This is a genomic window from Grimontia kaedaensis, from assembly GCF_023746615.1.
GTDB lineage: Bacteria > Pseudomonadota > Gammaproteobacteria > Enterobacterales > Vibrionaceae > Enterovibrio > Enterovibrio kaedaensis.
Window position 1 is genome coordinate 944573 of sequence record NZ_CP082276.1, and the last position, 26139, is coordinate 970711.

General features: G+C 46.4%; 28 protein-coding genes and 1 pseudogene. 9 read left to right on the top strand and 20 right to left on the bottom strand.

All coding sequences use genetic code 11. The features are described 5' to 3' along the window. Positions 1-3: 3 nt before the first annotated feature. From urtD to urtA, 4 genes are all read right to left on the bottom strand, one after another. Positions 4-897, bottom strand: a complete 894-nt coding sequence (urtD, locus tag K6Q96_RS21140; protein WP_251879875.1) for an urea ABC transporter ATP-binding protein UrtD — start codon at positions 895-897, stop codon at positions 4-6. Continuing rightward, the gene (gene urtC / locus K6Q96_RS21145; RefSeq protein WP_251879877.1) at positions 894-1973 is read right to left on the bottom strand and encodes an urea ABC transporter permease subunit UrtC; all 1080 of its coding nucleotides are present in this window, start codon (positions 1971-1973) and stop codon (positions 894-896) included. Before urtC ends, urtD begins: the two co-directional genes overlap by 4 nt. Beyond that, the gene (gene urtB / locus K6Q96_RS21150) at positions 1974-3638 is read right to left on the bottom strand and encodes an urea ABC transporter permease subunit UrtB (RefSeq protein WP_251879880.1); all 1665 of its coding nucleotides are present in this window, start codon (positions 3636-3638) and stop codon (positions 1974-1976) included. 136 nt (positions 3639-3774) lie between these two features. After that, positions 3775-5070 (bottom strand): urea ABC transporter substrate-binding protein, encoded by a 1296-nt coding sequence (gene urtA / locus K6Q96_RS21155; protein ID WP_251879882.1) that lies wholly within the window; start codon positions 5068-5070, stop codon positions 3775-3777. 320 nt (positions 5071-5390) lie between these two features. Here urtA and K6Q96_RS21160 point away from each other — a divergent pair, with 320 nt between their 5' ends. Continuing rightward, positions 5391-5840, top strand: coding sequence for a DUF4174 domain-containing protein (locus K6Q96_RS21160; protein ID WP_251879884.1), 450 nt, complete (start codon positions 5391-5393; stop codon positions 5838-5840). 57 nt (positions 5841-5897) lie between these two features. Here K6Q96_RS21160 and K6Q96_RS21165 read toward each other — a convergent pair whose 3' ends face one another. Together K6Q96_RS21165 and phhA are read right to left on the bottom strand one after the other, a co-directional pair. After that, a complete protein-coding gene (locus K6Q96_RS21165) occupies positions 5898-6239 on the bottom strand; it encodes a 4a-hydroxytetrahydrobiopterin dehydratase (RefSeq protein WP_251879885.1) in 342 nt (113 codons plus the stop codon). A gap of 14 nt (positions 6240-6253) precedes the next feature. Then, entirely contained in the window at positions 6254-7042 is a 789-nt protein-coding gene (gene phhA / locus K6Q96_RS21170; RefSeq protein ID WP_251879886.1) for a phenylalanine 4-monooxygenase, read from the bottom strand. Positions 7043-7404: 362 nt separating this feature from the next. Here phhA and K6Q96_RS21175 point away from each other — a divergent pair, with 362 nt between their 5' ends. Together K6Q96_RS21175 and ylqF are read left to right on the top strand one after the other, a co-directional pair. Beyond that, entirely contained in the window at positions 7405-8238 is an 834-nt protein-coding gene (locus K6Q96_RS21175; RefSeq protein ID WP_251879887.1) for an EAL domain-containing protein, read from the top strand. A 146-nt stretch (positions 8239-8384) separates the two neighbouring features. Then, complete coding sequence (gene ylqF, locus K6Q96_RS21180; protein WP_251879888.1) at positions 8385-9329, top strand: ribosome biogenesis GTPase YlqF; 945 nt, start codon at positions 8385-8387, stop codon at positions 9327-9329. A gap of 177 nt (positions 9330-9506) precedes the next feature. Here the strand turns inward: ylqF and K6Q96_RS21185 are convergent, their stop codons facing one another. The 5 genes and pseudogenes from K6Q96_RS21185 to K6Q96_RS21205 form a co-directional block, all read right to left on the bottom strand. Next, complete coding sequence (locus K6Q96_RS21185) at positions 9507-9767, bottom strand: hypothetical protein (RefSeq protein WP_251879889.1); 261 nt, start codon at positions 9765-9767, stop codon at positions 9507-9509. Between the two features lie 215 nt (positions 9768-9982). Beyond that, on the bottom strand, positions 9983-10492 hold the full coding sequence (locus K6Q96_RS21190; protein ID WP_251879890.1) for a P-loop NTPase family protein: 510 nt from the start codon (positions 10490-10492) through the stop codon (positions 9983-9985). Between the two features lie 125 nt (positions 10493-10617). Continuing rightward, entirely contained in the window at positions 10618-11115 is a 498-nt protein-coding gene (locus K6Q96_RS21195) for an anthrone oxygenase family protein (RefSeq protein WP_251879891.1), read from the bottom strand. Between the two features lie 139 nt (positions 11116-11254). Further along, positions 11255-11608, bottom strand: a pseudogene (locus K6Q96_RS21200) (VOC family protein). Positions 11609-11958: 350 nt separating this feature from the next. Further along, on the bottom strand, positions 11959-12399 hold the full coding sequence (locus tag K6Q96_RS21205; RefSeq protein WP_251879892.1) for a hypothetical protein: 441 nt from the start codon (positions 12397-12399) through the stop codon (positions 11959-11961). A 225-nt stretch (positions 12400-12624) separates the two neighbouring features. On the opposite strand from K6Q96_RS21205, the gene K6Q96_RS21210 reads away from it, so the two are divergent. Beyond that, positions 12625-13566 carry a Dyp-type peroxidase gene (locus tag K6Q96_RS21210; RefSeq protein WP_251879893.1) on the top strand — a complete coding sequence of 314 codons (942 nt, stop codon included), beginning with the start codon at positions 12625-12627 and terminating at the stop codon, positions 13564-13566. Here the strand turns inward: K6Q96_RS21210 and K6Q96_RS21215 are convergent. After that, positions 13563-14027 (bottom strand): OsmC family protein, encoded by a 465-nt coding sequence (locus K6Q96_RS21215; RefSeq protein ID WP_251879894.1) that lies wholly within the window; start codon positions 14025-14027, stop codon positions 13563-13565. The genes K6Q96_RS21210 and K6Q96_RS21215 overlap by 4 nt on opposite strands. Positions 14028-14194: 167 nt before the next feature. Here K6Q96_RS21215 and K6Q96_RS21220 point away from each other — a divergent pair, with 167 nt between their 5' ends. Further along, positions 14195-16117, top strand: coding sequence for a methyl-accepting chemotaxis protein (locus tag K6Q96_RS21220; RefSeq protein ID WP_251879895.1), 1923 nt, complete (start codon positions 14195-14197; stop codon positions 16115-16117). An 84-nt stretch (positions 16118-16201) separates the two neighbouring features. Here the strand turns inward: K6Q96_RS21220 and K6Q96_RS21225 are convergent, their stop codons facing one another. Then, positions 16202-16564: a RidA family protein gene (locus K6Q96_RS21225; RefSeq protein WP_002536081.1), complete on the bottom strand. Its 363-nt coding sequence runs from the start codon at positions 16562-16564 to the stop codon at positions 16202-16204. 263 nt (positions 16565-16827) lie between these two features. Here K6Q96_RS21225 and K6Q96_RS21230 point away from each other — a divergent pair, with 263 nt between their 5' ends. Then, positions 16828-17409 carry a YceI family protein gene (locus K6Q96_RS21230; RefSeq protein ID WP_251879896.1) on the top strand — a complete coding sequence of 194 codons (582 nt, stop codon included), beginning with the start codon at positions 16828-16830 and terminating at the stop codon, positions 17407-17409. A 74-nt stretch (positions 17410-17483) separates the two neighbouring features. Here the strand turns inward: K6Q96_RS21230 and K6Q96_RS21235 are convergent, their stop codons facing one another. The 4 genes from K6Q96_RS21235 to nrdD form a co-directional block, all read right to left on the bottom strand. Then, positions 17484-18668 carry an amino acid aminotransferase gene (locus K6Q96_RS21235; protein ID WP_251879897.1) on the bottom strand — a complete coding sequence of 395 codons (1185 nt, stop codon included), beginning with the start codon at positions 18666-18668 and terminating at the stop codon, positions 17484-17486. 138 nt (positions 18669-18806) lie between these two features. Next, complete coding sequence (locus tag K6Q96_RS21240) at positions 18807-19340, bottom strand: ATP-dependent zinc protease family protein (protein WP_251879898.1); 534 nt, start codon at positions 19338-19340, stop codon at positions 18807-18809. A 200-nt stretch (positions 19341-19540) separates the two neighbouring features. Further along, positions 19541-20005, bottom strand: a complete 465-nt coding sequence (gene nrdG / locus K6Q96_RS21245) for an anaerobic ribonucleoside-triphosphate reductase-activating protein (RefSeq protein ID WP_251879899.1) — start codon at positions 20003-20005, stop codon at positions 19541-19543. Between the two features lie 10 nt (positions 20006-20015). Continuing rightward, positions 20016-22136: an anaerobic ribonucleoside-triphosphate reductase gene (gene nrdD / locus K6Q96_RS21250; RefSeq protein WP_251879900.1), complete on the bottom strand. Its 2121-nt coding sequence runs from the start codon at positions 22134-22136 to the stop codon at positions 20016-20018. A gap of 519 nt (positions 22137-22655) precedes the next feature. On the opposite strand from nrdD, the gene K6Q96_RS21255 reads away from it, so the two are divergent. The 3 genes from K6Q96_RS21255 (at position 22656) to K6Q96_RS21265 (ending at position 24955) form a co-directional block, all read left to right on the top strand. After that, on the top strand, positions 22656-23615 hold the full coding sequence (locus K6Q96_RS21255) for an endonuclease/exonuclease/phosphatase family protein (protein WP_251879901.1): 960 nt from the start codon (positions 22656-22658) through the stop codon (positions 23613-23615). Positions 23616-23740: 125 nt separating this feature from the next. Further along, positions 23741-24043, top strand: coding sequence for a hypothetical protein (locus K6Q96_RS21260; protein WP_251879902.1), 303 nt, complete (start codon positions 23741-23743; stop codon positions 24041-24043). Positions 24044-24139: 96 nt separating this feature from the next. Beyond that, on the top strand, positions 24140-24955 hold the full coding sequence (locus K6Q96_RS21265; RefSeq protein ID WP_062664535.1) for a DUF2797 domain-containing protein: 816 nt from the start codon (positions 24140-24142) through the stop codon (positions 24953-24955). Between the two features lie 48 nt (positions 24956-25003). Here K6Q96_RS21265 and K6Q96_RS21270 read toward each other — a convergent pair whose 3' ends face one another. Genes K6Q96_RS21270 through K6Q96_RS21280 form a run of 3 tightly spaced genes read right to left on the bottom strand, consistent with a single transcriptional unit; the run spans position 25004 to position 26040 of the window. After that, positions 25004-25357 carry a hypothetical protein gene (locus tag K6Q96_RS21270; RefSeq protein ID WP_251879903.1) on the bottom strand — a complete coding sequence of 118 codons (354 nt, stop codon included), beginning with the start codon at positions 25355-25357 and terminating at the stop codon, positions 25004-25006. A gap of 21 nt (positions 25358-25378) precedes the next feature. After that, positions 25379-25609 carry a DUF3389 family protein gene (locus tag K6Q96_RS21275; RefSeq protein ID WP_251879904.1) on the bottom strand — a complete coding sequence of 77 codons (231 nt, stop codon included), beginning with the start codon at positions 25607-25609 and terminating at the stop codon, positions 25379-25381. Between the two features lie 2 nt (positions 25610-25611). Beyond that, positions 25612-26040 carry a hotdog fold thioesterase gene (locus tag K6Q96_RS21280; RefSeq protein ID WP_251879906.1) on the bottom strand — a complete coding sequence of 143 codons (429 nt, stop codon included), beginning with the start codon at positions 26038-26040 and terminating at the stop codon, positions 25612-25614. Between the last annotated feature and the right edge of the window lie 99 nt (positions 26041-26139).

Consider the following 26139-nt stretch of genomic DNA (forward strand, 5'->3'; position numbering starts at 1 on the left):
CTCCTATTGGCCCAAATACACTTCACGTACACGCTGGTCATCCTGAATCGACTTCATCGATCCTTCTGCCAGCACATGCCCTTGGTGAAGCACGGTCACCGTCGACGCAATACTACGAACAAAATCCATATCGTGTTCAACCACCATGATGGAATGCTCGCCAGCCAGAGAAAGTAGTAGCTCAGCAGTGCGATCCATTTCCTGATGCGTCATGCCCGCCACAGGTTCGTCCACCAGCAACAGCTTGGGTTTCTGCATTAACAGCATGCCGATTTCCAGCCACTGTTTTTGGCCATGGGAAAGCTTACCCGCCAACATTCTGGACTGCGTGTCTAAGCCTATTAGCTCCAGCACTCTTTCTATGTCGCATTTCTGCTCACCGGATAAAACAGCCCGGAACAAGCGCCATGTTGACTTCTCTCCCGCCATCGCAAGTTCGAGGTTTTCCCACACAGTTAGCGCTTCAAATACAGTCGGTTTCTGGAACTTACGGCCAATACCTGCGTTGGCAATTTCCGCTTCATCCATCTTGAGCAGGTTCAATTGCTGACCAAGCCAGACGTCACCAACGTCCGGTCTCGTCTTACCCGTGATAATGTCCATCATGGTGGTTTTACCCGCACCATTAGGCCCGATAATGCAACGAAGCTCGCCTTCTTTGATGTACAGGTTCAAATCGTTAATCGCTTTGAAACCATCAAAAGATACCGACACGCCTTCGACGTAGAGCAACATGCCGTTTTTCACGTCGACTTTTGGGTTGTATTGAGGCTTCAGGAAGCTGAATACCTGATCACGTCGGGTGATTTCATTCAGCAACTCCGACGTAGGATTGATTTCAGGCAGTTGTTCTTTATGGTGGTTCATGCCTTCTGCCACCAGCGTTCTCGACATCATGCGTTTGCCTCCTTGCGAAACAGTCCACTTACGCCTTTTGGCAGATACAAGGTGGCAAGTACAAACAACGCCCCCAACGCAAACAGCCAGACTTCAGGAAATTCAACTGTGAACCAACTTTTAGCGTAGTTCACCAGCACGGCACCAATGACAGCACCATAAAGGGTTGCACGACCACCTAGTGCCACCCAGACCACAATTTCAATAGAGATTAAAGGTGCAAATTCACCCGGGTTGATAATACCTACCTGAGGTACATACAGAGCACCAGCAACACCAGCGATGGCAGCAGAAAGAACAAACAACCAGAGCTTGCTGTTCTCGACGCGATACCCAACGAAGCGTGATCGGGATTCAGCATCACGAATCGCTATTGTCAGTGCACCTAATCTGCTCACAACCACAGCACGGCAAAGTAAGTAAGCCAGAATTAGCGCGACCACGGTTGCAGTAAACAGACCAATTCGGGTAGCGTCGCTTTGGAGACTAAAACCGAGAATATCTTTGAAATCCGTCAGACCATTGTTGCCGCCAAATCCCATTTCATTGCGGAAGAAAGCCAGCATCAAAGCAAACGTCATCGCTTGCGTCATGATGGAGAGATAAACCCCCGACACACGCGAACGGAATGCCAGCCAGCCGAACACAAAGGCCAACAAACCCGGCACGGCGACCGCCATCAAACAGGCAAACCAGAATTGGTCGAAGCCAAACCAGAACCAGGGTAATTCCTGCCAGTTTAGGAACACCATAAAGTCAGGCAGTTCTGGGTTACCGTAAACGCCACGATCACCAATCTGGCGCATCAGGTACATGCCCATGGCATAACCGCCGAGTGCGAAAAAGGCGCCGTGGCCCAGACTCAAAATACCAAGATAGCCCCACACCAAATCCACTGACAGCGCGAGAATGGCGAAGCAGAGATATTTGCCGAGCAAAGAAACGGTATATGTTTCCAGATGAAAAACGCTACCTGCCGGCACCATCAAATTTAGGATCGGCACCAGAAAGCCGATGCCCAACAGCACGGCAATCATCATGACCGTTGAGCGGTCGAAAAGAGATTTAGTGACCATTTAGTTGTCCTCCGCCATGCGTCCACGTTGCGGGAACAAACCTTTTGGACGTTTCTGAATAAATAGGATGATGAACACCAGAACGAGAATCTTCGCCAATACGGCACCCGCCCAAGGTTCCAAGACTTTGTTGAACACGCCGAGACTCAGGCCCGCAGCCAAGGTTCCCCATAGGTTTCCAACACCGCCAAAGACCACCACCATGAAAGAATCGATGATGTAAGCCTGACCCATGTTCGGCCCCACGTTGGTAAGCTGGGAAAGTGCCACGCCAGCAACACCGGCAATGCCTGATCCCAAACCAAACGTCGCCATATCGACCCGTTCTGAGCGCACACCCATCGCGCGGGCCATTGCACGGTTTTGCGACACGGCCCGAACCTGCAAGCCCAAAGGCGTGCGCTTCAAAATAAACAGGAGTGCAAAGAAGACCATTAGGCAGAACACCATGATGTACATACGGCTGGCCGTCAGCTCTAACATTGGGGTGACTTCAATCATGCCGCTCATAAAATCAGGCGTACTGACAGAGCGGTTAAGCGGCGAGAAGATGCTACGAACGGCTTGTTGCAGAATAAGGCTGATACCGAAGGTCGCCAGCAGGGTTTCCAAGGGTCGGCCGTAAAGATGTCGAATCACCGAACGTTCAATCGCCATGCCCACCAATCCGGAAACCACAAAGGCACATGGAATAGAAAGCAGCAGAGCCATGCCGGTTTGCGCAGGAAAAAGTTGTTGCAGCACATAGGTCGTATACGCACCGATCATGATCAGCTCACCATGCGCCATGTTAATGACGCCCATGACACCAAACGTGATGGCAAGGCCGATCCCCGCGAGCACCAGTACCGAACCCAGGCTCAAGCCGAAATAGAGGGTTTGGGCGGCATTTACTACACGCTGACTTTGTTCATATTCAGCAATCGCTTGATCCAGTGCCGCGATGGTTTCAACATCATCACTTTGCACTTTCCCTCTTGCTGCCTGGAGCGAATCAAAAGCTTCCGGCAAACCAACTCCAGACAGAAAAGCGATGGCTTCCATAGTCTGTTTTGGTGCGCTGCCTTCTGTCACTGCGTAAACAGAAATCGCCGTGGAGAGATACATTTTAGTGGCAGTATCACTCTCATCATCGCGTATGGAAACGATGACAGGCATTAAGGATGCATCAAGCTCCCCAATCATACGTCTAGCCGCAGTTTGTCTAGTTTCTGTATCAGCACTGGATAGCGCAGCTGTCGCCATCGCGGTCCTTATCTGACTACGGATTTTGTTATTGATGGTCACCGCACGGTACTGGCGTTTCTTTTCTACCGTCACAATGTCTGCAGAGAGGATATTGGTCAGCTCGCTGCCTTTCGCCAGTGGCGGCTCTGCAAGATACCAAATGGATTTGGCTTTCCTATCGTAAACCACCTGCTTATTAAGCAAGCCTTCAAGAAGTTGAATGTTGGAGATATTTGCTTGTACTGAAGACTCTGCTGACGCGATAAAAGCAATCGCCGCTTCTTTGTCATCAAACGATTTTCCCGCAAGTGCGCTTGCGGCTTGCGACATTTCCGAAATATCGGCATTCGCCTGTGCTGTTATCAGCACGCTACTCATCAGAACGAGTAAACGGCACAACCACAGCAGGCGATTCATTGTTGCTGTCAAACGTTGCATGAATCGGTCCTTCGAAAAAGTCCTGCCAATGCGGTTCAGATGCAAGGAGACGGCACCGCAAAGGCAGGTAAACTAGAAGTAATTTTCCGGGCGGGAGTCTCTCCGGACTCCCTGCCCTGATTGATGAGGTTAAAACTTATTCAGCAACACCTGAGCACTGGCCCGTGGTGACATTGAAGCTGCCACAAGACATTGGCTTCAGCCAGCTTGCAAACAGGTCTTTTGAACCAGTTAGGTAATCAGACCAAGCATCACCCGCAACGACGTCTGGGGTTTCCCACACTGTCACGAACTGGCCATCGTCCTGAATCTCACCAATCAAAACAGGTTTAGTAATGTGGTGGTTAGGCATCATGGTCGCGAAACCGCCAGTCAGGTTCGGTACAGTCACACCAATGATCGATTCCTGAACGGCTTCAGACTCTGTGGTGCCTGCCTTCTCAACCGCTTTCGCCCACATGTTAAAGCCAAGGTAAGTGGCTTCCATTGGGTCGTTAGTCACGCGCTTGTCATCTTTGATGTAGGCATGCCACTGCTCAACGAACTCGTCGTTGGTGTCAGTTTCAACACTCATGAAGTAGTTCCATGCCGCCAAGTGACCTACCAACGCAGAAGTATCCATACCAGACAGCTCTTCCTCACCAACCGAGAATGCAACTACTGGAATGTCTTCCGCTTCTACGCCCTGAGCCGCAAGCTCTTTGTAGAAAGGCACATTGGCGTCACCGTTGATGGTAGAAACTACCGCAGTTTTCTTACCGGCAGCCCCAAATTTCTTGATGTCAGCAACGATTGACTGCCAATCAGAGTGACCGAATGGGGTGTAATTGATCATGATGTCTTCTGGCTTAACACCACTATCAATCAAATAAGCTTCTAGGATCTTGTTGGTCGTGCGTGGGTATACATAGTCAGTACCCGCCAGAACCCAACGTTCAACGCCAAGATCCTCTTTCAGGTAATCGACTGCAGGAATAGCCTGCTGGTTAGGCGCAGCACCGGTGTAGAATACGTTTTTCGAGGACTCTTCACCTTCGTACTGAACAGGATAGAACAGCAGGCTATTGAGCTCTTCGAATACAGGTAATACGGATTTACGTGAAACGGATGTCCAGCAACCGAACACTACGTCCACTTCTTCTTTCTCAATCAGTTCGCGTGCTTTTTCAGCAAACAGTGGCCAGTTTGAAGCGGGGTCAACCACAACGGCTTCCAGTTTCTTACCAAGCAAACCACCTTTCTTGTTTTGCTCGTCCACCATCATCAACACTGTGTCTTTCAACGTGGTTTCACTGATCGCCATCGTCCCAGATAGCGAGTGCAGGACCCCCACTTTGATAGTGTCTTCATCAGCGACAACCTGAAATGAAATGCCAGCACCCGCAATCACTGCAGCGCTTACCCAATTTAATGCAAACTTATTCCCTTTCATTGCAAAAGCTCCTTTTGAGTGTCTGAGAACACCTTGAGCAAAAGCCTTGCCAGAATAGAGATATCACTCGCAAATTAAATGCAATCCAATGAATTAAATAGTTTTTTTACCGAGCACCAAACGCTATAAACCAAGAAGCAAAAATCAGGGTGCATAAGCTTGGTGCATGAAAACACAGCTATTGCACCATATTAGTCTTTTCTTAGTGATTGCCTTATTCATGCACTTTAATAGAGCATCGTTCGGTTTAATGAGTAGAGATCAATCCGGACAAACTATGCTTACGTAGTGGTAAACATGTTCTTGCAGGAAGAGCGTGTATGATGAAGCACCTAGCCTTTGTTTGGATGAGCGTAACAGGACTGGTATTCAGTACAACCACGCTCGCCTACCCGGCCTATGGATTGATTGAACCCCACCGTACACTCATCTATTTTTCAAAAGGTTTTGACGAGGACGTCGCCTCATTTGAGCGTCAATTGCTGGTTCATCGCTGTCAGATTGATGACAGAGATCTTCATACACTGATCCTGGATATGAACAACCTCTCTGATTCAAGCGGCCTGTTCTCGTCACGGGAAATCATCAAACTGATGAACAAATATCGCGTCAGAAACAACGAGCATACCGCGGTATTGATAGGCAAAGATGGCACCGAAAAAGCGCGCTGGAAAGAAGGTTTCGATATCAACGAAATGGTGCAGATTATTGATCAGATGCCCATGAGGCAGGCAGAGATAAGGGAACGCGGTTCGAGGTGCAGTATATAAGGTTCAGCATGAAGACAGTAAAGGGGCATTCGCCCCCTTTGTAGCTTCTCGAAAAAATTACTCTTCCAATAACAAGTCCGTCTTAGATGCACAGATAAAATCATTTTTGTGCAGACCTTTTATCTTGTGCGTCCACCAAGTCACAGAACAGCTTCCCCACTCAAGCAGAATCGCAGGATGGTGCCCTTCCACTTCAGCAAGCTCGGCCACTTTATCTGCAAAAGCCCAGGCCAATTTAAAGTTTCGAAACTTGTAAACACGGCGCAATTGATTGATGCCATCTAGATCCACAAGTTGCCATTCTGGCAATGTCGTCATCAAACTTGCTGCTTCATCACCGCCCACCATTGGAGCATCTGCGCGGCAGGCTTCACATTGCAATTCAGACAATTGTTTCATCTCTTTCTCCCTATTTACGCGATTTTTTGAGGGTAAAGTGGTGCATGCAATCCAAGCGTTTTCGCTTTGTTCACACATTCAAGCAAATCCAGTTGTTCGAGTTCATATAATTCGTCGAGCGTACTTAAATAAAAGTAGATAGGTTGCAGTATGTCGATGCGGTAAGGCGTTCTCATTACGTCAACCACATCCAGTTTTTTCCTGATTGGCTCAACACTGCCATATGCGTATTCGGTTTCAGAAGGTGAAGACAAAATACCACCACCATAAATCGATATGCCGTCGTCGTTTTGGATCATTCCAAACTCGACAGTAAACCAATACAACCTAGCTAAATATACGCGATCAGACTTCGATGCGTTCACTCCCAGCTTTCCATAATGCTGGGTAAAGGATGCAAAGGCAGGATGAGTCAGCATGGCGCAATGGCCAAAGATCTCATGGAAAAAATCAGGCTCCTTTAGGTAGTCAAAATCTTTCTGGGTACGAAGAAAAGTCGCAACCGGAAAGCGTCTAGATGCCAGTAGTGCGAAGAAGTGGTCAAAATCAATCAACGCTGGCACAGGTTCAAGCTGCCAGCCAGTCGTTTCAGCCAGAACACGATTGATGTAAGGGATTTGTGGCGCACGATCTTTGGGCAAATCGAGCAGTTCAAGTCCATCAAAATATTCGCGACATGCCTTGCCTTTGATGCACTCCAATTGTCTGGCTACAAGCTGTGTCCATACCTTATGTTCATCATCGGTCCAACTAATCTGACCTTTAGAATCCAACGGCTTGGATTCGTATTGATGTTGTTTCATCGCTACGTCTCCCTGTTTCGTCTCTACGAAAAACGATAGCGGTTCGGCATCAAGAGGAAAACATCTAACGGGTTTTACAGAACTAAAGCGCGTAACATTTTATTTACATATCGCTTTTACGAAGGGATTTCATCAGCGTCATTTCAATGTGAGCCAGATCGAATCTACACTCGTAAGAGAGGCACCTAAAATATGGATAAAAGCCCCTGGCTAAACAGGGTTTATCCGGGCATTTTCACTGCTCAAAATGCACACGACCTCGGATAAGATCACATTAATTCACTCTTCGAACTAATGATTGATTTGACGATAGTGTGCTTTGTCGTAACATCGGTCGAATCCGATTGAGAGGTAAGGTAGTTGTGGTAAAGCACTTAAAGACACAATCTGAATTTGAGGAATGCCTGCGCACCGACGATAACGGCGACGTTATGGCTGTCTTCAAAGGATTGGAGCTTAGGAGTGTCTTCCAACCTATCTTTCGGGCAAATGGTACCGTTCTCGGGTTTGAAGCACTGGTTCGCGCCAGAACGTTAGATGGAGAACCTGCATGCCCTGCCAAATTGTTCCGCAAACTCGATCACGATCATCCAGATTTTGTAAACCAAATCAGCATCGATAAACTTGCCCGCGTTATCCATCTTCGAAATTTTTCATCGTTTGCTGGCAATCACTCAATCTTCCTTAACATGCTGCCCTCTACCGCTGTCGTTTCGATAGAAACTTTCTCGAACCGGAACCTGATGGTCAGGCGCCTTGCAGAATTGGGTATTCCTCGTCATCACGTTGTGTTGGAAGTTGTCGAACATCTGCATGAAGACACCCTCTCGCTCTCCGTTGCCATAACACAATCTATCAACAACGGTTTCCAAATCGCGGTGGATGATTATGGTGTAGAGGGCTCAGAGGAAATGCGTGTACGAATGATTCGCCCAAGCCTGATTAAGATCGACCGTTCTTTAGTGCAACGCTATGTTGAAGGTGAAGTGGAGGCGATGCTGCGTGCTATTGCCCTGGCTAATGAAGTGAACGCAGAGATATTAGTAGAAGGCATTGAGAATCAGGAAGAATACGAAGCAATGCGCTCACTGCGCATTAATTACTTCCAGGGGTTCTACTTGGGTATGCCACAACGACTCGAAGACTTTTTCGCCGCCAACCCAACCAAGCGTGGACCCACGCAGAAAGTCCGATAAACAAATCGACTAATCTCTCACCACTCTCCCTCTGTTCTTCCAGTTATTTTTTGTCAAGCCTCCGTTAAGTGCTAAAATCCCGACAACTTTTCGCCTCAGTGTCGACTGTTCGGCGTTTATACAGAATTACAAAGGCAATCATTCGCATGATTAACAATTCCATCCAGTGGTTTCCGGGCCACATGCACAAAGCGCGCAAAGAAATCGAAGAAGTGGTACCGAAAATCGATGTAATCATTGAGGTACTGGATGCTCGCATTCCTTTCAGTAGCGAAAACCCGATGATTCGCCGCATCCGCAAAGACAAACCAGTGATCAAAGTACTGAATAAGCGAGACCTGGCTGACCCGGAAATGACTGCTCTTTGGCTGGAACACCTTGAGAAAGAACAAGGCGTTAAAGCAATGGCTATAACCACTGAGCAAATCAGCGAAGTGAACAAAATCATGGATCTTTGCCGTAAGCTTGCCCCTCACCGTGAAGAAATGGGCAAGAACATTCGTACCATGATCATGGGCATTCCCAACGTGGGTAAATCCACCATCATCAACACATTGGCTGGCCGTGTTGTTGCGAAAACCGGTAACCAACCGGCAGTAACCCGCCAACAGCAGCGCATTAACCTGCAAAACGGTGTGGTGCTCTCTGACACCCCAGGGATTCTTTGGCCTAAGGTGGAAAACCCGCACAGTGGTTTCCGCCTTGCAGCAACCGGTGCGGTAAAAGATACGGCTATGGAATATGACGAAGTGGCGTTCTACACCGTGGAGTATCTGGCAAGCGCGTACCCGGAACTGCTGAAAAAACGCTACAACATCGAGGAGCTACCAGAAACTGAAGTAGAACTGATGGAAGCGATTGGCGAGAAGCGCGGCTGTTTGCGTGCTGGCGGCCGTATCGACCTGCACAAAGCCTCAGAGATTCTGATCAACGACCTTCGCAACGGTGCTCTGGGTCTGATCACGCTGGAACACCCAGACATGATTAGCCAAGAGCTGGTTGAAGTAGAAGAAGCCGCAGCGCAGAAAGCAGAAGAAAAAGCGAAACACAAAGAAGAGCGTCGTAAACGTTACTTGAAGAATAAGCGCTAAGGCGGAATTCGAGAAAAGAGTTTCGAAAGTTGAGATTGAAGAGCCCTGCGAATGCAGGGCTTTGTGTTTTGGCTAGCTTTTGGGTCCATCCTGATGCTTGATGGCCTTGATATATAGTCACTCTGATGCTTTACGGCTTTTAGCCTTCAATATGATTTTCTCCAGAGTTAAGATCAACTAATCATCATGACAGGCGAAATCTGGTATATCAGTTGATTTATCGAATACTTCCCCACAGATGGCGCAAGTGTACTCGCTTTTTTCTAATATTCCCTTTTCTAGAGGCTGTCCGAAACATAGGTTGAAAAACCGCTTAGCAACTGTAATAAAACCACTTTTAGCCTTTTGAATTTGATGATTTTCACCTAAGACTTGACGCTTATGTCGTGTGATTCTCCGACAATTACAGCAATACAATTGATACTCGACATTATCCATTGCGAGATTCCTTCGTTTTATTTGAAGCGTCGTATGTATAAGGCTACAAGCGCGCAGTAAACTATAAATCTACATAACTCTGCAATAACGGGCGCTTACTAAACCACCCAAAACTGCTTTCATTCCATGCATTCACAACACTTTGAAAAGCTGCCGCAGTGACAAAGCGTCCCTTGTTCATTGTATAAATTAGCTATTTACGCCATAGTCTCTTGCTAGCATGTCTTCTCCGCAACAAATTCATTGACTTGAGAGCGTGAGGTGAAACGTCTTTTGTTGCCACGGAAATCACTGAATAATTTTTGATGAAATTTCAGAGAGCTTTTAGACTCTCGAACCGGATATTCAGAAGCCCAAGACAATAACTCAAGAAAATTCTTCTCTGCCTTTTCTACATCAAGTTGCTTCGAACTCTCGGAACCCCGCGCATACAAAGAACTCTCACACACGGACCATTCCAAATCCAAGAACAACAGCATATCAGCGGAGGGAATGAGTTGCTCCGCTAAGGCGCCAAATACCCCTTCAACGACCCAACCATGTTGAGAGCGCAAACTAACAATTTCATTCTCGATTACTTCAGGAGAACGTTTCCGGTTATAACCACCTGGCTCCCATACAATCGAGTCCAAGTTAACTTCTTGCAGCTGGAGCTTTTGGGACAATTGTTTGGACAACCAAGTCTTACCTGATCCCGAATTACCAATAATGAGGATTTTCTGCATTTTTCTCCATTATGCTAAAGCCTCAATCAGAGGCAATAAAATAGCTGGCTAAAATTAGCGAAGAAGGAGCAAAAGCCAGCTGTTTTTTGTCCTTTGAATGACTTGTATGGATAATAATAATCACTCTATAGTTTTAAGCTCAAAACTATCAAAATGAGAGATGTACTGCATGCCATAAAGGTTCTAACCTCATTTGATTTATTCCAGCGAGGCTCAAATTCAAAGCGAACTGCTTTAAGCTCTTCTTCGTTGGAGTTATCGACGTCTACTTTCTGCAATTTATTGTTCAGTGGAAGATGTATAATAATTGTAGGCATCTGAACACCTAAAATATATGTAGCTAAAGCCAATAACATCAGGAAAAAATCGATACCATTTAATTTTCCAAAACTACTGACAGCAAAAATAATAATAGAAACTGCTGAACCGAGCCAAACTAGAAGAAACAGGGGGTGATTATCCTGAATAATACGATCTGTGACTTGAAAGGCCTTGATAAAACTCTTGTCATCTAGCCCCTTTAAACCAGGCATTACCACTATCGCATAGGAAAAAAGGAGTCCAGCGACTAGCGAACACATCAATGTAGATAAAACTAATGAAACATCCGAAATAACCATCATTCTACCTCTCTGCTAGATTCTTAGCCTAACGTCGTAATAACGGGCACTTACCAAACCGCCCAAAACTTATTTAACCCTTTGTATTCACAACACCTTGAAAAGCTAAAGCGGTGACAAAGCGTCCCGTTGATAGCGCTTGTTATGTAACTTTTCCGCGTAAACCGATTAAGTTTCCGAACGGATCTTCGAGCTGACACATTATTAGCCCATGCTCAATCACCATTGGCCCCCGATACAACTTGGCTCCGAGGGCCTCGAGACTTGAAAGCCTCTCCGACCAATTTTCAACAAATCAGTAAACAACAGTACCCTTTTTGCCTTCTGATACTTTTTCATCTGCTTGGACTATCTCCAAACTAATGCTGTCTAGCTCAAGTACTGTAAAGTCTGATTCTGGGTAGTAAACAAATGATGCTTCTGGGAAGGCTTTTTGATACCACTTGAGTCCCTCTCTGATATCAGGAACATGGATAAATACTGCTACTGGAATCATTGCTTTCCTTGGTACATAACAACTTATTAGCGGGCATAAAGCTCATCTAGTCCAGAATCAAGACGCCCGATTAGTCCGCGTACACTTGTGCAAGTTTACCGTATAGCTTCTTAGATTCAGTGAATTAGCTTTTTAGCTTGCGATCTAAAAGAGAGAAATCGGGCATCCCGTATTAAAAATATACATATTCTTACTACATACATATCGCTATATTTTTATACATAGGAAATGCATAAGCAAAATTTAGTCGTTGTGCGACGATTTAAGGGCTCCTTTGTTCGAATACGAAGCTCAATATTGGGGAAAATCAATCTTAACCTCCCCCCTCAGAAAAGGGAGTGAAAAAGAGCCTACCCAAACTCCCTTAGTACCCAGGCACACACATCATTCGCGGTTAGCCTTTCCAGTTTAACCACAGATAAATGGTGCTTTCTGGCATGAGTCAGCAATGCAGGCAGATCAGCAACAATGGTTTCGTTGCATGACATATAAAGGCGTTTTTTGGTTTCTACCGAGACTTCAATCAACTTGAGCAGGTCAGGCATTTTAAGCAGGTGGGCATCATCAACGGTGATAAATGGGCAATCACGTTCCATGATTTGTTGCCACTCGTTGTCTGTGATGGTGGTATCGCTGCCGCAGTAAGCGAGCTTGGCTTTGGAAACATCAATGGTGAAAAGCGTATCGCCATATTGCTCTACCAGAAACTTGGTTTTGTCTGATCGGTTGGGGCCAACGACGAGGCTGATATCGTGGAGTTTGAGCTGGTTTTGAACCTTGTGCCAGAGCATGTCTTCCCTATATGCAACTGAATTAAATAAAAGAAAATTCATCCTAGTTGCGCTTGCCTAAGAAGTCTAATGATATGAATCTTTTATGTATGTAAAACGGGACACCAGCAAGCTTGTTGTAGAATTGTGTCGGTTCTTACCTGGCGTCTCATTCCTACCCCACCCTGACACTCGGGGCTGTTCTATCCTCACTTTGATTTCAAACTTATATCAACAGGAAGATGTATGAACGAGCTCGTGTCACTGGCGCAGCCAGGCGTATTGTCTAACCCTACCACTCACTCTGAATTTCTGACCTTCACTCTGAAAGATCAGTGGCTGAATATGGAACAAATTAATGAGGCACTTTCCCAACTGCCGGGCATTGAAAAGTCGATCCGACAGAAAGATACCTCTGCCGGCTTATCTGTCACCATAGGTTTTTCTGCTAACAGTTGGCCGATTCTGTTTCCTGATGTGCCAACCCCTTCTGAGCTCCATGACTTTCCAGCGCTGGCTGATGGCCCCCGCCTTTTCCCTTCCACATCAGGTGATATCTTTTTGATGGTGAAATCAGAACGCAAAGACCTCAACTTTCAGGTCGCCAAATACGCCGCGCGTGCGCTGGCGGATGTGGCGGATCTCGTTGAAGATATTCAGGGTTTTAAGTATCTGGATAACCGAGACATGATTGATTTTGTCGACGGCACGGAAAACCCTCTAGATGAAGAACGCGCGGAAGCAGTTTTGGTACAGGAAGGCAGTGATAACGAGGTGGGCGGCAGTTATCTCACGGTTCAGCGTTATGTCGACCGTCATCAGGACTGGGATGCTCTACCAACTGAACAGCAAGAACAAGTCGTTGGCCGCACTAAGATGGATGACATTGAACTCAGTGACGATGTAAAACCTGCTTGGGCGCACAATGAGAAAAGTAAGGTGGAAGTGGATGGCGAGGAAATCAAAATGTACCGCCAGAACCGTCCTTACGGCAATGCCATAGAGCACGGCACCATGTTTGTTGGGTTTGCTGCTTCGTCGTCTGTTGTGGAAACTTCATTGAAGCAGATGATCACCGCGGACGAAGACGGAGATTACGACAAGCTACTGGATTATGTTGAAGCGAAGACTGGCACTAACTACTTTGTGCCCTCGCAGCGATTTATCGACGCGAGGTTCGACGACTAGTCACTCTTCACCATGATATTAGTGGTGACTGAGTTAGCTATGAAGCAATGCTTGTGCGCAAGTTTGTGCATTTTAGCCAGCAGATCAGGTGTAGGCTGATTACCCCCGCTGAAAACAATCTTGGGTTTCAGCACCACGTCAGTGACTGCCGTTCTTCCGTTTTCCAGCTTTCCTAGCGTGCCGATGGCCACATCGGCATAGCTTTCAACACTAAAACGCTGTTTCTCTGCCACTGTCAGAAAGGTCATCATATGGCAACTGGCAATGGCAGCGATAAACGCTTCTTCCGGATCGATGGCTTCTTCTTGTGCCTGCAAAGGCATCACAAAGGGAGATGGTGATGCATCGACTTTGATGCCTCCATCAAATGTCCATTCATGAACAAAACTGGTCGGTTTTTCATGCTCACCTTCCACATTTCTATGCCACCAATTGATTAAAACTTTGTGTTTTGACGTCAATATTCTCACCTTTAATACATTTTTACCGATATTTGTTCGGTATTTGCCAACTTTCTTGACACCCGAATCTAGAATTCACTCAACAGGAAACATTTAGAAACATCTTTTATGCAACATATTTTATTGATGCGCTTTTTTGATTAAGTGGATCCACAAGGAGCTCAAAAATGTCTCTTCAACGTAAATTCCTCGCTGCCATCGCAACACTCGGGGTAATTGCCAGTGCAATTGCATTTGTACTGACCAATATCAACGAAACAAACCACATCAAAGAAAGTGTGTATGTCCAAAAAGAGAACCTAAGTCATGATTTACTTGGCTTAATGGACACAACGCATAGCCTGATAATGGAACGTGTTGGCGCGAGTATGGCGTTGCTAAAAAAAGAAGGTCAAGAACTGGGCTCCCCTCGCCTTGGAGAACGTACCACGGTCAGCAACCGTCAAGCTTTGAATCTCTACCTTGGCGATAATCCCCAAGCCAACAATTTTGAACTTGTCGATAGGATAACCAGCACCATGGGGGGAACTGCAACCCTTTTCGCAAAAGATGGTTCTGAATTTGTGCGGGTCGCTACCAACGTAAAAAAGAACGGAAAACGCGCGACAGGCACAATATTGCTCCCGGGCGGAGACGTCGATAAGAAAATAAAGGCGGGAGAAGCCTTCTACGGAAAGGTTGATATTCTCGGCGATCCTTACCTCACCGCCTATGAACCCATTTTCGACGAACAAAACGCAGTGATCGGCATCTGGTATGTCGGGTATTCAGCAGATTTAGAACAGCTCGCGTTTGCCATCGGCAAGTCAAAGGTGCTGAATAACGGTTTTGTCGCGCTATTGGATAATCAAAAACGCGTTAGAATGTATTCAGACTCAGTTGATGCCGCAACGGTTGAACTGGCACTGAATGTTGCTCCTGATGCATGGTCTGTAGCACGATTCCCCTATGACAAATGGAATTACGAAATTGTCATCGCCTATCCAAATGAAGATGTTTCGGCATTAATCTTTCAATCAGCGCTAAAAGCTTTTGCCGTCGTTGTCTGCTTTGTGATTGCGTTTATGGTGGTTAACTTTTTAGTGATGAACCAAATTGTAGGCAAACCTTTGAATGCCTTTATTGCAGCTATCAAGGATATCGCAGAAGGTGAGGGTGACCTCACTAAACGCTTTAACTCTGATGCCTCAGACGAGCTTGGTGTCATGGCAAGGCACTTCGACAAAGTGCTAGAACGTATTCAAACCACCATCAAAGAGGTCATTGAATCTTCGGGTAAACTCTCTTCGGAATCTGAAGTATTGGCCAATATCGCTGCTCACTCTTCAACAGCGATGAGCAAGCAAAATCAGGAAGTAGAACGCGCAGAGTACTCCATTCGACAACTGAATGAATCCGCTCAATCTGTCACAGATAGCGCAAGCGCCGCTTCGGACGCCATTAATAAGGTGGATCAGGAAGTCGTGCGCGGTAATTCTGTGGTTCAGAACGTCATTGTGAGCTTAGAGAGCCAAGATGAGTCTATGGTGAAATCTGCCAACGTTGTGAATGAACTGGCGAGCGCGACAGGTGATATCAGCGGTATTCTTGATGTGATACTCCAGATTGCAGAGCAAACAAATCTGCTAGCGCTGAATGCTGCAATCGAGGCTGCGCGAGCAGGAGAACAAGGTCGTGGGTTTGCCGTTGTTGCCGATGAAGTGCGCTCTCTTGCCAGCAGAACACAAGATTCGACTGGAGAAATCCGTGTGATGATCGAAAGGCTTCAAAATGGCACTAACGAAATGCTGTCGCTAATGGAAAAGAATCGGGAAATTTCTGTTTCTAATGTCGAGGAAGCGAAATCTGCAGGGGAAGTTTTAGAACACATTTTGTCGGCCGTAAAAATGCTGACTCAAAGTAATATTTCCATCAACAACGTGGCTAACGAACAACACGTGGTGGCTGGAGAAATTCACCACAATGTCGACCAAATTGGCTCTATCAGTAAGGAAAATGCGCAGTATATTGAGGAAACCCAACAAGCCAGTGAATACCTGCGATTGCTCTCAACACAATTGAATGAACTGCTTTCGACTTATCGTGTGTAGTTTAAAGGTCAACAGACCCTAGCTTCTAGAAAAACAAAACGCCCTGCATTTTACAGGGCGTTTTTGGTTCGTAGCGAATTTAGCTTACTGGAACTCTTCGCCAGCAGCGGCTACAAATGCCATCTCAACCAAGTAATCTGGGTCTGCCAGCTCGGCCTTTACGCAAGCACGGCTCGGCGCAGTGCCTTCTTCAAACCAGTTATCCCACACTTCATTCAGTGCTTCCAGGTTTGCAAAGTCAGTGATGTAGATAGTCACAGACAGGATGCGAGTTTTGTCTGCACCTACCGTTGCCAGCATTTCTTCTGCCTGCGCGAAAATTTGTTGCGTTTGGCCTTTGATGTCTGCACTCAGGTCACTTTCTGGCACTTCAACGAAGTTTGCAATGCCATTGAACACGGTAACGTCTGACCAACGCTTTGTAGGGTTAATTCGATGTATTTTCATTGGGTTACTACCAGATTAGGTTTGACATCACATACTAACATTTGAATGTACTGCTCGTCATCCCGGCCAGATCGAATTATCACCGGTCAACATTTTATTGATAGGTATAAATAAATTAACCACACCCTGTTTTATTTTTGATTCACTTGAAACAGATAGGAATCAATCGAAAATTTAGAAAATACGAATCGAAATAAAACGATGTACAAACTGTCTACTGTTAACAAGGATATAAAAACCAATCAATAAAAAAGGAATAAAAAATGAAACGTATGTCGTCGGCAATACTATTAGCTTTGTCTTTATCACCGTCTCTTGCTTTTGCCTCAAACGATTACGCAGTTGACAGTGAAGCCTCTTCCATTAGTTTTGCAACCATTAAAAAAACTTATGTCGTTGAACCTGCCAACCTGAGCGGTTTAGAAGGCAGTGTCGACGCTTCTGGTAGTTTTAGCATCACTGCACCACTCTCTTCAATTTCAACTGGCATTCCCATTCGTAATCAGCGCCTTAACGACCTTTTCTTTGACTCCAAGAAGTTTCCCATGTTGAAGGTAGAAGGTCAGGTTTCAATGGAAAGCTTGGATGAATCTGGCGCGCAACTTCAGCAGGCTATTCCTGCTAAGGTCACTCTGTTCGGCAACACTAAAGACGTGACGCTGAATATGAATATTATTAAATCCGGCGACAATATCTTCGCATTTACCACCAAACCAGTCATTATCAGTGGTGCAACATTTGGTATTCCTGAAGAAAACCTAAAAGCAGTTTCAGCGACAGTCGGAAATATTGATATTTCCAGTACTGTGCCTGTCAATGTCAGCCTGGTATTTAAAGAAAAGTAGTCATCTAAATAATCTTTAATTCAAAATAATAAAGCCAGCAATTACTGGCTTTATTTAAATCAAAATGAAATTGATTATTTCGCGACAGCGATCAATGCATCTGCCAGATAGTCAATTCGAGTTTCCGTTAAACCCGCGACATTGATGCGACTATCGCCGACCGCATAGATACCGAAGTCATCACGCAGCTTTGCTACTTGTTCTTGCGTCAGACCCAGCATGGAGAACATACCTTTGTGCTCTTTGATGAAGTCAAAGCGGTTGTCGCCGGTACGTGCTGCTAACGCAGAACTCAAACCCTCACGCAGTGTGATGATTCGTCCGCGCATTGCATCCAGCTCATCTTTCCATTGTTTGGTCAGTTCATCACTCGTCAGGATGGTTTCGACGATCGCTGCACCGTGATCAGGCGGCATAGTGTAAGTTGCACGAGCTAACTGCAGGATGCGCCCTTTTGCATTACCTGCTTCTTTCGCGTTTTTGCCGATAACAATCGCTGCCCCTGTGCGTTCACGGTACAAACCAAAGTTCTTCGAACAAGATGTCGCAATCAACATCTCTTCTACTGAATCCGCAAGCAGGCGCAAACCGTTCGCGTCTTCTTCCAACCCTTCACCGAAACCTTGGTAAGCAATATCAACAAATGGCGTGAAACCATTTTTTTGCGCCAGTTCGTTAATCGCTTGCCAGTGTTCTGGACGGATATCAGCACCTGTTGGGTTGTGACAACAGCCGTGCAGCAGAACCACATCATCAGGGCCTGCACTCGCCAGTGCATCCAGCATTGCATCAGCATCAACTTGCTTGGTCGCAGCATTGAAATACGGGTAAAACTTGACCGTCAAACCTGCTGCTTCCATCACTGGCTTGTGATTCACATAGCTCGGGTCACTGATCCATACCGTAGTGATCGGCTTCGCAAGATACATCAAGTCAGCCAACATACGCAGTGCGCCACTTGCGCCAGGGGTCTGTACCGCCGCACTGCGTGAGAATCCGTCAGTGCCTTTTAGCAGTAGGTTTGTCATCGCTTGGTTGTAGGCTTCACTGCCTGCCAATCCGACATAGCTTTTCGTCGTCTGGGAATCTGCCAACTGTTGTTGCGCCGCTTTCACCGCCTGCATGATTGGGGTGTTGCCTTGGCTGTCTTTATAAACGCCAATCCCGAGGTCCATTTTTTCTGCTCGGTTGTCTTCGCGGAAAGCGATGGAGAGAGACAAGATAGGATCTTGTTGCGCCGGAGATAGCAGATCTAACATTCGATAACTTCCTTATTTAAACGGCCTTGCTGTTTCCTAATCAAGCTACATTACTAGATGTTGTTGAAGGCGCAACTAAAAAAGCGCATCTCAATCAGATTGAAATGCGCTTTTGGCTGTAAATTCGTCAAGTGAGATTTACTGATTCAATTTCTCAGGTTTTGGCTGCACGTATTGACGGCTCACATCCACCACGGCGGTTCCTTTCAGATAGGTTCGCCCCAACAGCACAGGAAAATTGAGATGATGCCTGTCACGCAGAGTAAATTCTGTGGACTCCGTGACATCACCAATGGTGATCGGCATTTCCACTACATAGCGGCGATCATAGCCTTCAGTGCTTGATTGGATAATGCGAACCGTGCGGACGACTGGCAGTTCTATTAAATCACTTTCTTTTTCATCAAGGGCCAATCTGAAACTCACCCATTCTTCGCCATTGCGCTCAAACTCTTTGATGTCGATAGCGCTGATTGAAGACGTCGTCGCCCCTGTGTCGACTCGGGCTTTCGCGATCACGTTGATGTCGTCAACCCTCACCCACTCTTTCTCACCCATCACCAGTTTTCCATCTGGCAGGTGTTCATAACTTTCAGCAATTTTCGCAGTATTTGCAAAGCTGAACGGGCTCAATACAAAAAGCAAACAGAAGGCGGCAATACGTTGGTTCATTGCGATGTCCTTGTGGTAACAGCAAATTCATTGGAATGGACAATGCGTGTTGTCGAAAGTTCGTAACGGCTTTAAAACTACACTAAGTTTCTGAATTTCAACTTAATATGGCGAGAAATTTACGGTTTGACAAATAGCAACGCCGCAATTAAGCGGCGTTGAAGGAACACTAACAAATTGTAGCTCGTGCTGTGTTAACGTCACGTCAAACGGTGCACAACCTGATTCGAACTACCTCGCCAAGGTAGCGAAGGATCCGCTAACGCTTTTTCAAACTTGCCGTCCACCAGCACATCCACATAACCTACCACTTCGCGCTGTGCTTCGGTCAGGTTATCAAGCGTGTATCCGGTCCACATCCAAATGTCTTTGGCTTCGCATTCGTCTTTCACGCGCTGAACCAGCTTCAATATGCTTTGCAGATTCGCTGGAAGCAGCGGGTCACCACCGCTGATCGATAAGCCACGACGCTTGATGCGGGTGTCATTTAAATCAGCAATGATGCGATCTTCCATTGCCTGATCGAAAAACTCGCCAGACGATGGTGACCAGGTACTTTGGTTATAACAGCCTCGGCATTGATGTTCGCACCCTGACACAAACAGGGTGCAACGTGTGCCTTCGCCGTTAACTACATCAACCGGATAGTATTGGTGGAAGTTCATTCTCGCTCGCTTACATGTGCTTAACGCGACGTTTAACTTCTTCCTGCTTACCGTCGTTAAATGGTCGTGCATCCGGGCTGCCCAGGTAGCCACAAACGCGGCGGGTTACTGACACTTTGATCGAGTCATGGTTGCCACAGCTTGGGCATACAAAGCCTTTACTTGAACAGTCAAACTCGCCAGTGAAGCCACATTCGTAACACTCATCAATGGGTGTATTCGTGCCGTAGTATGGAACGCGCTCGTAACTGTAGTCCCAAACGTTTTCGAGTGCTTCCACGTTGTGCTGAATGTTCGGATATTCGCCGTAGCAGATGAAACCACCGTTCGCGATAGCTGGGTAAGCCATCTCGAAATCAATCTTATCGTAGGGGTTCACTTTCTTTTCAACATCCAAGTGGAAACTGTTGGTGTAGTAACCTTTGTCTGTCACGCCATTGACTACACCGAACTCTTTGGTGTCGATTTTACAGAAGCGGCTGCACAAGTTTTCACTTGGTGTGCTGTATAAGCTAAAGCCGTAACCTGTTTCATCTTTCCAGCTGTCTGTTGCCGCTTTCAAGTGTTTAACGATGTTCAGCGCTTTTTCGCGCAGTGCTTCTGAATCGTAAACGTGCTCTTCAACGCCATACAACGCGTTCATGGTCTCGTGAATACCGATGTAGCCAAGAGAAATAGAAGCACGGCCATTTTTGAAGATTTCGCTGACATCATCATCTGGGTTCAGGCGAACACCACACGCCCCTTCCATGTATAGGATTGGAGCAACACGGGCTTTCACGCCTTGAAGACGGGCAATACGGGTGTCCAGACCTTCACGGGCAACGCCTAAGACTTCATCCAATAATTTGTAGAAGGTTTCTTCACAACCATTTGCACGAATCGCGATACGCGGCAGGTTAATCGACACGACACCGATGTTATTGCGGCCTTCATGAATCAGTTCGCCATTTTCTTCATACGCAGACAAGAAGCTTCGACAACCCATCGGCGTTTTGAACGAACCTGTCACTTCAACCACTTTGTCAAAGTTCAGGATGTCTGGGTACATACGTTTTGACGCACATTCCAGCGCCAGCTTTTTAATGTCGTAGTTTGGTTCACCATCTTTTAGGTTCAGACCCGATTTCAGACTGAAAACCAGTTTCGGGAAAACTGCGGTTTTACGGTTCTTACCCAAACCTGCAATGCGGTTGCGCAAAATGGATTGTTGAATAAGACGCGCTGCCCAAGATTCACCCAAACCAAAACCGAAGGTAACAAACGGCGTTTGACCATTTGCGGTATGCAGAGTGTTCACTTCATATTCCAGCGATTGGAAAGCGTCGTAACATTCTTTCTCGGTACGCGCACGAGCATAACTTTCTGCGTCTGGAGTATCCCACTCACGTGCCACCATCAGATGTTTTTCATAGCTGATTTCAACGTAAGGAGCCAGGGTCTCATCAATGCGGTTAATTGTTGTGCCACCGTATATGTGGCTAGCGACTTGCGCGATAATTTGTGCTGTTACTGCTGTTGCGGTCTGGATGGATTTCGGTGTGTCGATTTCCGCATTACCCATCTTGAAACCATGCGTCAGCATGTTCTCAAGGTCAACGAGCATACAGTTGAACATTGGGAAGAATGGCGCGTAGTCCAGATCGTGATAGTGAATGTCACCTTGTTCGTGCGCGTGGACCACCGCTTTCGGCAGCATGTACTGCTTGGCGTAGTGCTTCGCGACAATGCCCGCCAGCAAGTCACGCTGAGTTGGGATGACCTTGCTGTCTTTATTCGCATTTTCGTTGAGGATGTCAGAGTTAGTTTGCTCAACCAAGCCACGAATTTCATGGTTCAGCCGGCTTTTCTTCTCTCGAATGCTATCTCGATCATGACGGTATTCAATGTATGCACGGGCAACCACCTTGTATGGCCCTGCCATCAGGTGGTTTTCCACGGCATCCTGAATTTGATTGATATCTACTTCATCGCTGCGCATGAACTGCGCGAGCACGCAATCCGCTACTGCTGCTGCATAGGCTTGATCCATGTCTTCTACTGCAAACGCCGCGCTCAGTACTGCATCCTGAATACGTTGGCGCTCGAACGGTACGCGGCCTCCATCGCGTTTGATGACAACAGGTTTCACAAATAGCTCCTCAACAAATCGGCCCTCTTTAACTGCAAGGGAAAAAAATCAGGTCGACCACTTTAGGGTCTCGTTGACACCAGTAAGTCGTCGTTAGGTCTGGGAAAGTAGCCAGCCATATCCGTGAAAAAGCGCGCCATTTAGCGTTAGTTGATCGAAATCGAACAAGGATCCAGCAAGATCAAATCGAATTACACGTAAATGTGAATGGCGTCAAGAAATACCAAATATGGGCGAATTCAAAGCCAGGACTACAATATGTGGTGTATTAGACCGTCGAGCTGAATACGATACTTTGATTTAGATCATGGCCCGAAGGGATGCGATTTTTATCTATTCGATTAGTGTGGGCAAACTTCAAGAAATGAAAAAAGACTGTCAAAATTTGCTACAGGCACCCCAAATTCTTTATGTTGTAAAAACTGTGGGATACCGTATGAACTACTATGCGCTTGAAGGCCTTGTATTTTCTGACCCACAACGCACCCATTTTAAGAACAAACACTTAGCAACTATTTAATGAATTCAGCAAAAACATCACGACACCCTATTTTATTCCAGCAGACGCTATGTTCATGGCTAGCTGTTATTGTGCCTTTGCTGTTTTTGCTCAAGGTTTCGAGCGCTTACGCAACCTTGTCTATAGCGACTTGGAACATGGAATGGTTGAGCGACAAAAACGACATCATTCAGAGTAAGCGAACGGAAGACGATTATTTGATGATGCAAACCGTATCTTCAGTCATTGATGCTGATCTTGTTGCGTTTCAGGAGGTCGATGGCGCAGCATCGCTTGAGAAAGTGCTTAACCCTGCCGACTACGAATTTTATTTCTCAGATCGCGCCAAGTACTTCAAGAAAAGCCGTGGTAGCCATCAGTTCACTGGCTGGGCAGTAAAGAAAGGCATCACGGTCATCGATCACAAGGATTATCAGCCGCTAGGTTTACCCACTTTCCTATCTAGGGGTGATTTGCGTTATGGTGCGTATATCGAAGTGGTACGCGAAAACCAGCCCTCGCTGCATCTGCTTTCCATTCACCTCAAATCGGGCTGCTTTGAAACGCCAGTTCGACGCAACAACAGCTGTAAAAAGCTCGCCAGACAAATAGAAGCACTGGGGATTTGGATTAATGCCCGCCTCAAACTCGGTCAGGAATTCGTTATCGCCGGTGATTTTAACCACTACATGAATGAAAAAAATGAGTGGGTCTGGGAACAGCTCGTGGACGAAGTCGGTGAAGAGAATATGGTGAAGCTCACCAAATACACAGACGCCAAATGTAAGGCGCGAAAATACAACTATCGAACCAAACGCTGGGAACATGTTGTCTATCGAAAACTCATTGACCACATTATCGCCAGCCCGGGTGCGTTACCTGAATCTTCGACGCCAAAAGCGCGCCAATACCAATACTCTTATCATGCAGTCGCGACATATCGCCTTTCAGATCACTGTCCTGTGATTGTCGACTTGTAAGTTGCCTGAACTTTCCCACAATGCCTTCTTTTTGCGACGCTTTTAAGTCGCTCTGACTTATTACTGACAAAACTCGCAACGCCCGCTTTTACAATGCGGTAAAACAAGAAAGATGGAACACCACAATGAAAGTTTACAAAGCACCTTTGCTTGCTGCTTCCCTACTCGTATCCCTACCTACCCTAGCTGCACCGGAATTGATCCCTGCCACCATGCTCGATTACGGGCACTATGAAAAAGTGGAAGAGGTAACCATTCATGGAGACATCAACGACAACATTGTCAATCTCGCAGAAAACAATCTGACGAACAATGACGCTGATCTGTTCGTGATTGACGAGATCAGTGAAGATATCGACCATAATATGTTGGTATTGGGTGTCTCTCTTTATAACGACCTTAACGATGGATTGGTGAAAGCGAAGTAAGATCCACACTGTCAGTCATCTCTTCATGTGCCGCGGTTTTTCTTAACTATCATTCGTTGTAGAATCTCGGCACGTGAAGGACAACAATAAAATACAATGATTACTGGCACTCTGAGCAAAATGAAAAGCACGCTGGATAACGGCGTCAACTATTCCCTTCCAGTCGGTGATACCGATATTTCTCTCAATTCACTGATCGGTAAATCACTCAAACTGACATACACTGGCAATATCTACTGTGACGCATGTGGCGCCAAAACCAACAAAAGCTTCAGCCAGGGTCACTGTTTCCCTTGCACCAAAAAGCTTGCGCGCTGTGACATGTGTATTCTGAAACCAGAAACCTGCCACTTTGCCGAAGGCACTTGTCGTGAGCCTGAGTGGGCAGAACAGTTCTGTATGACCGACCATATTGTTTACCTTTCGAATACTTCGGGTTTGAAGGTCGGTATTACCCGTGCCAACCAAATTCCGACCCGTTGGGTGGATCAAGGTGCAACTCAGGCATTGCCTATTCTGAAGGTGAAAAGCCGTCATCTATCAGGTCTGGTGGAAATTGCGATTGCAGAGTTTTTGGCGGATAAAACGAATTGGCGCGCAATGCTGAAAGGCGACAATGTTGAGTTGGATTTGCACGAAGAAGCGCGTCGACTGTTGCCTCAAATTGATGCCAAGATTTACAGCCTAAGACTGCAATATGGTTTTGACGCCGTTGAGCCGATTCAGAACGACATCATCGACATCAGCTTTCCTGTGACGGAACACCCAACCAAGATTACGTCATTGAACTTCGATAAAGATCCTGTGGTTTCAGGTGTGTTGAAAGGAATTAAAGGCCAGTATCTGATTTTCGATACCGGTGTGATTAATATCCGAAAGTTCACCAGCTACGAAGTGACTGCAGAATATTAAATATGCCCAAACATTTCCCCTTCCATCAGGAAGGGGGAACTTTCAAAACTACTTCAATGTTACTTTAAACTGCTTTCCACCCCAGCCATGCACGTTGTCATGAGCTTCTACATAAACCTCCTTAATATCTACTGGAATCTCTACACCAGAAAGGCTGCGTGTAAAAGGCTGCTCGTTGACATGGGGATGATGTAACACACGTGTACCCAACACTTCGCCCTCAGCGGTAACAACACGCCAAGCATCGGCATAGTGCTCCCAACCTTCATCGGCGTGTTCGACTGTGGCAGAAAAACGGTAAGACTCACCACTTTTAGTCGCCGTCGCGTTCACCACATCAGCCTTGCCAGCCCACACGGCTCCTGCAAAGAACATTAAACTTGCAGCGATCAGTCTTTTCATTTTTCCGTCCTTCTCTAGGGTCTAGCGTTTAATGGCGATCCCTGTCGCTTCTGACACTGCATTTAAGTTGTCTTCTGAGCCAAGTGACAAGCTCCAGTTCACTGTGCCGCCATTGGCAATCAACATACAGGGAGCGCCCAGCAAATTGATGTCGTCGGTCTGAGCCTGAAGTGTCATCTGGTTTTCCTGAAACTTCACCATTACTTCATGTATTGTCGCAATAACGCGGCCGCCGGGAATCGTAATCACCATGTTTATTTCCCTTTGTGCTGAAGAACAGCCATCGTCAAGCGACTTGTGCAAACTAAACGTCCCTGTTCATCAGTGATTTCAATCTGCCAGACTTGTGTCGTCGCGCCCATGTGAATCGCTTTGGCTTTGCCAGTGACATACCCAGAGCGAATTGCGCGAATATGGTTAGCGTTAATATCCAGACCGACGCAGTACTTGTTTTCTTCCACTGCCATATTGGCCGCCAGCGAGCCCAGAGTTTCTGCAAGAACCACTGACGCACCGCCATGTAACATACCTAACGGCTGATGGGTTCGGGAATCCACAGGCATGGTGCCCGTCAGGCTGTCATCACTGAACTCGGTGTAAACAATACCGAGATGTTCAACCAAGGTGTTTTTCGAGGTGGCATTCAAGCTTTCAAGCGAAATGGGTTTCTTCCAGATAGACAAAACAGTCCCCTTCGATGATTTTTTGGTTTTAGGTTGTTTTGGTATTATCTTTGTTGTCACTTTTCTATGCTACTGGCTTTTCTCGCAATCAGTGACATT

Coding starts and splice junctions, on each gene's coding strand:
- urtD (WP_251879875.1), bottom strand. CDS start 897: ATGATGTCGAGAACGCTGGTGGCAGAAGGCATGAACCACCATAAAGAA.
- urtC (WP_251879877.1), bottom strand. CDS start 1,973: ATGGTCACTAAATCTCTTTTCGACCGCTCAACGGTCATGATGATTGCC.
- urtB (WP_251879880.1), bottom strand. CDS start 3,638: ATGCAACGTTTGACAGCAACAATGAATCGCCTGCTGTGGTTGTGCCGT.
- urtA (WP_251879882.1), bottom strand. CDS start 5,070: ATGAAAGGGAATAAGTTTGCATTAAATTGGGTAAGCGCTGCAGTGATT.
- K6Q96_RS21160 (WP_251879884.1), top strand. CDS start 5,391: ATGATGAAGCACCTAGCCTTTGTTTGGATGAGCGTAACAGGACTGGTA.
- K6Q96_RS21165 (WP_251879885.1), bottom strand. CDS start 6,239: ATGAAACAATTGTCTGAATTGCAATGTGAAGCCTGCCGCGCAGATGCT.
- phhA (WP_251879886.1), bottom strand. CDS start 7,042: ATGAAACAACATCAATACGAATCCAAGCCGTTGGATTCTAAAGGTCAG.
- ylqF (WP_251879888.1), top strand. CDS start 8,385: ATGATTAACAATTCCATCCAGTGGTTTCCGGGCCACATGCACAAAGCG.
- K6Q96_RS21185 (WP_251879889.1), bottom strand. CDS start 9,767: ATGGATAATGTCGAGTATCAATTGTATTGCTGTAATTGTCGGAGAATC.
- K6Q96_RS21190 (WP_251879890.1), bottom strand. CDS start 10,492: ATGCAGAAAATCCTCATTATTGGTAATTCGGGATCAGGTAAGACTTGG.
- K6Q96_RS21195 (WP_251879891.1), bottom strand. CDS start 11,115: ATGATGGTTATTTCGGATGTTTCATTAGTTTTATCTACATTGATGTGT.
- K6Q96_RS21205 (WP_251879892.1), bottom strand. CDS start 12,399: ATGCTCTGGCACAAGGTTCAAAACCAGCTCAAACTCCACGATATCAGC.
- K6Q96_RS21210 (WP_251879893.1), top strand. CDS start 12,625: ATGAACGAGCTCGTGTCACTGGCGCAGCCAGGCGTATTGTCTAACCCT.
- K6Q96_RS21220 (WP_251879895.1), top strand. CDS start 14,195: ATGTCTCTTCAACGTAAATTCCTCGCTGCCATCGCAACACTCGGGGTA.
- K6Q96_RS21225 (WP_002536081.1), bottom strand. CDS start 16,564: ATGAAAATACATCGAATTAACCCTACAAAGCGTTGGTCAGACGTTACC.
- K6Q96_RS21230 (WP_251879896.1), top strand. CDS start 16,828: ATGAAACGTATGTCGTCGGCAATACTATTAGCTTTGTCTTTATCACCG.
- K6Q96_RS21235 (WP_251879897.1), bottom strand. CDS start 18,668: ATGTTAGATCTGCTATCTCCGGCGCAACAAGATCCTATCTTGTCTCTC.
- K6Q96_RS21240 (WP_251879898.1), bottom strand. CDS start 19,340: ATGAACCAACGTATTGCCGCCTTCTGTTTGCTTTTTGTATTGAGCCCG.
- nrdG (WP_251879899.1), bottom strand. CDS start 20,005: ATGAACTTCCACCAATACTATCCGGTTGATGTAGTTAACGGCGAAGGC.
- K6Q96_RS21255 (WP_251879901.1), top strand. CDS start 22,656: ATGAATTCAGCAAAAACATCACGACACCCTATTTTATTCCAGCAGACG.
- K6Q96_RS21260 (WP_251879902.1), top strand. CDS start 23,741: ATGAAAGTTTACAAAGCACCTTTGCTTGCTGCTTCCCTACTCGTATCC.
- K6Q96_RS21265 (WP_062664535.1), top strand. CDS start 24,140: ATGATTACTGGCACTCTGAGCAAAATGAAAAGCACGCTGGATAACGGC.
- K6Q96_RS21270 (WP_251879903.1), bottom strand. CDS start 25,357: ATGAAAAGACTGATCGCTGCAAGTTTAATGTTCTTTGCAGGAGCCGTG.
- K6Q96_RS21275 (WP_251879904.1), bottom strand. CDS start 25,609: ATGGTGATTACGATTCCCGGCGGCCGCGTTATTGCGACAATACATGAA.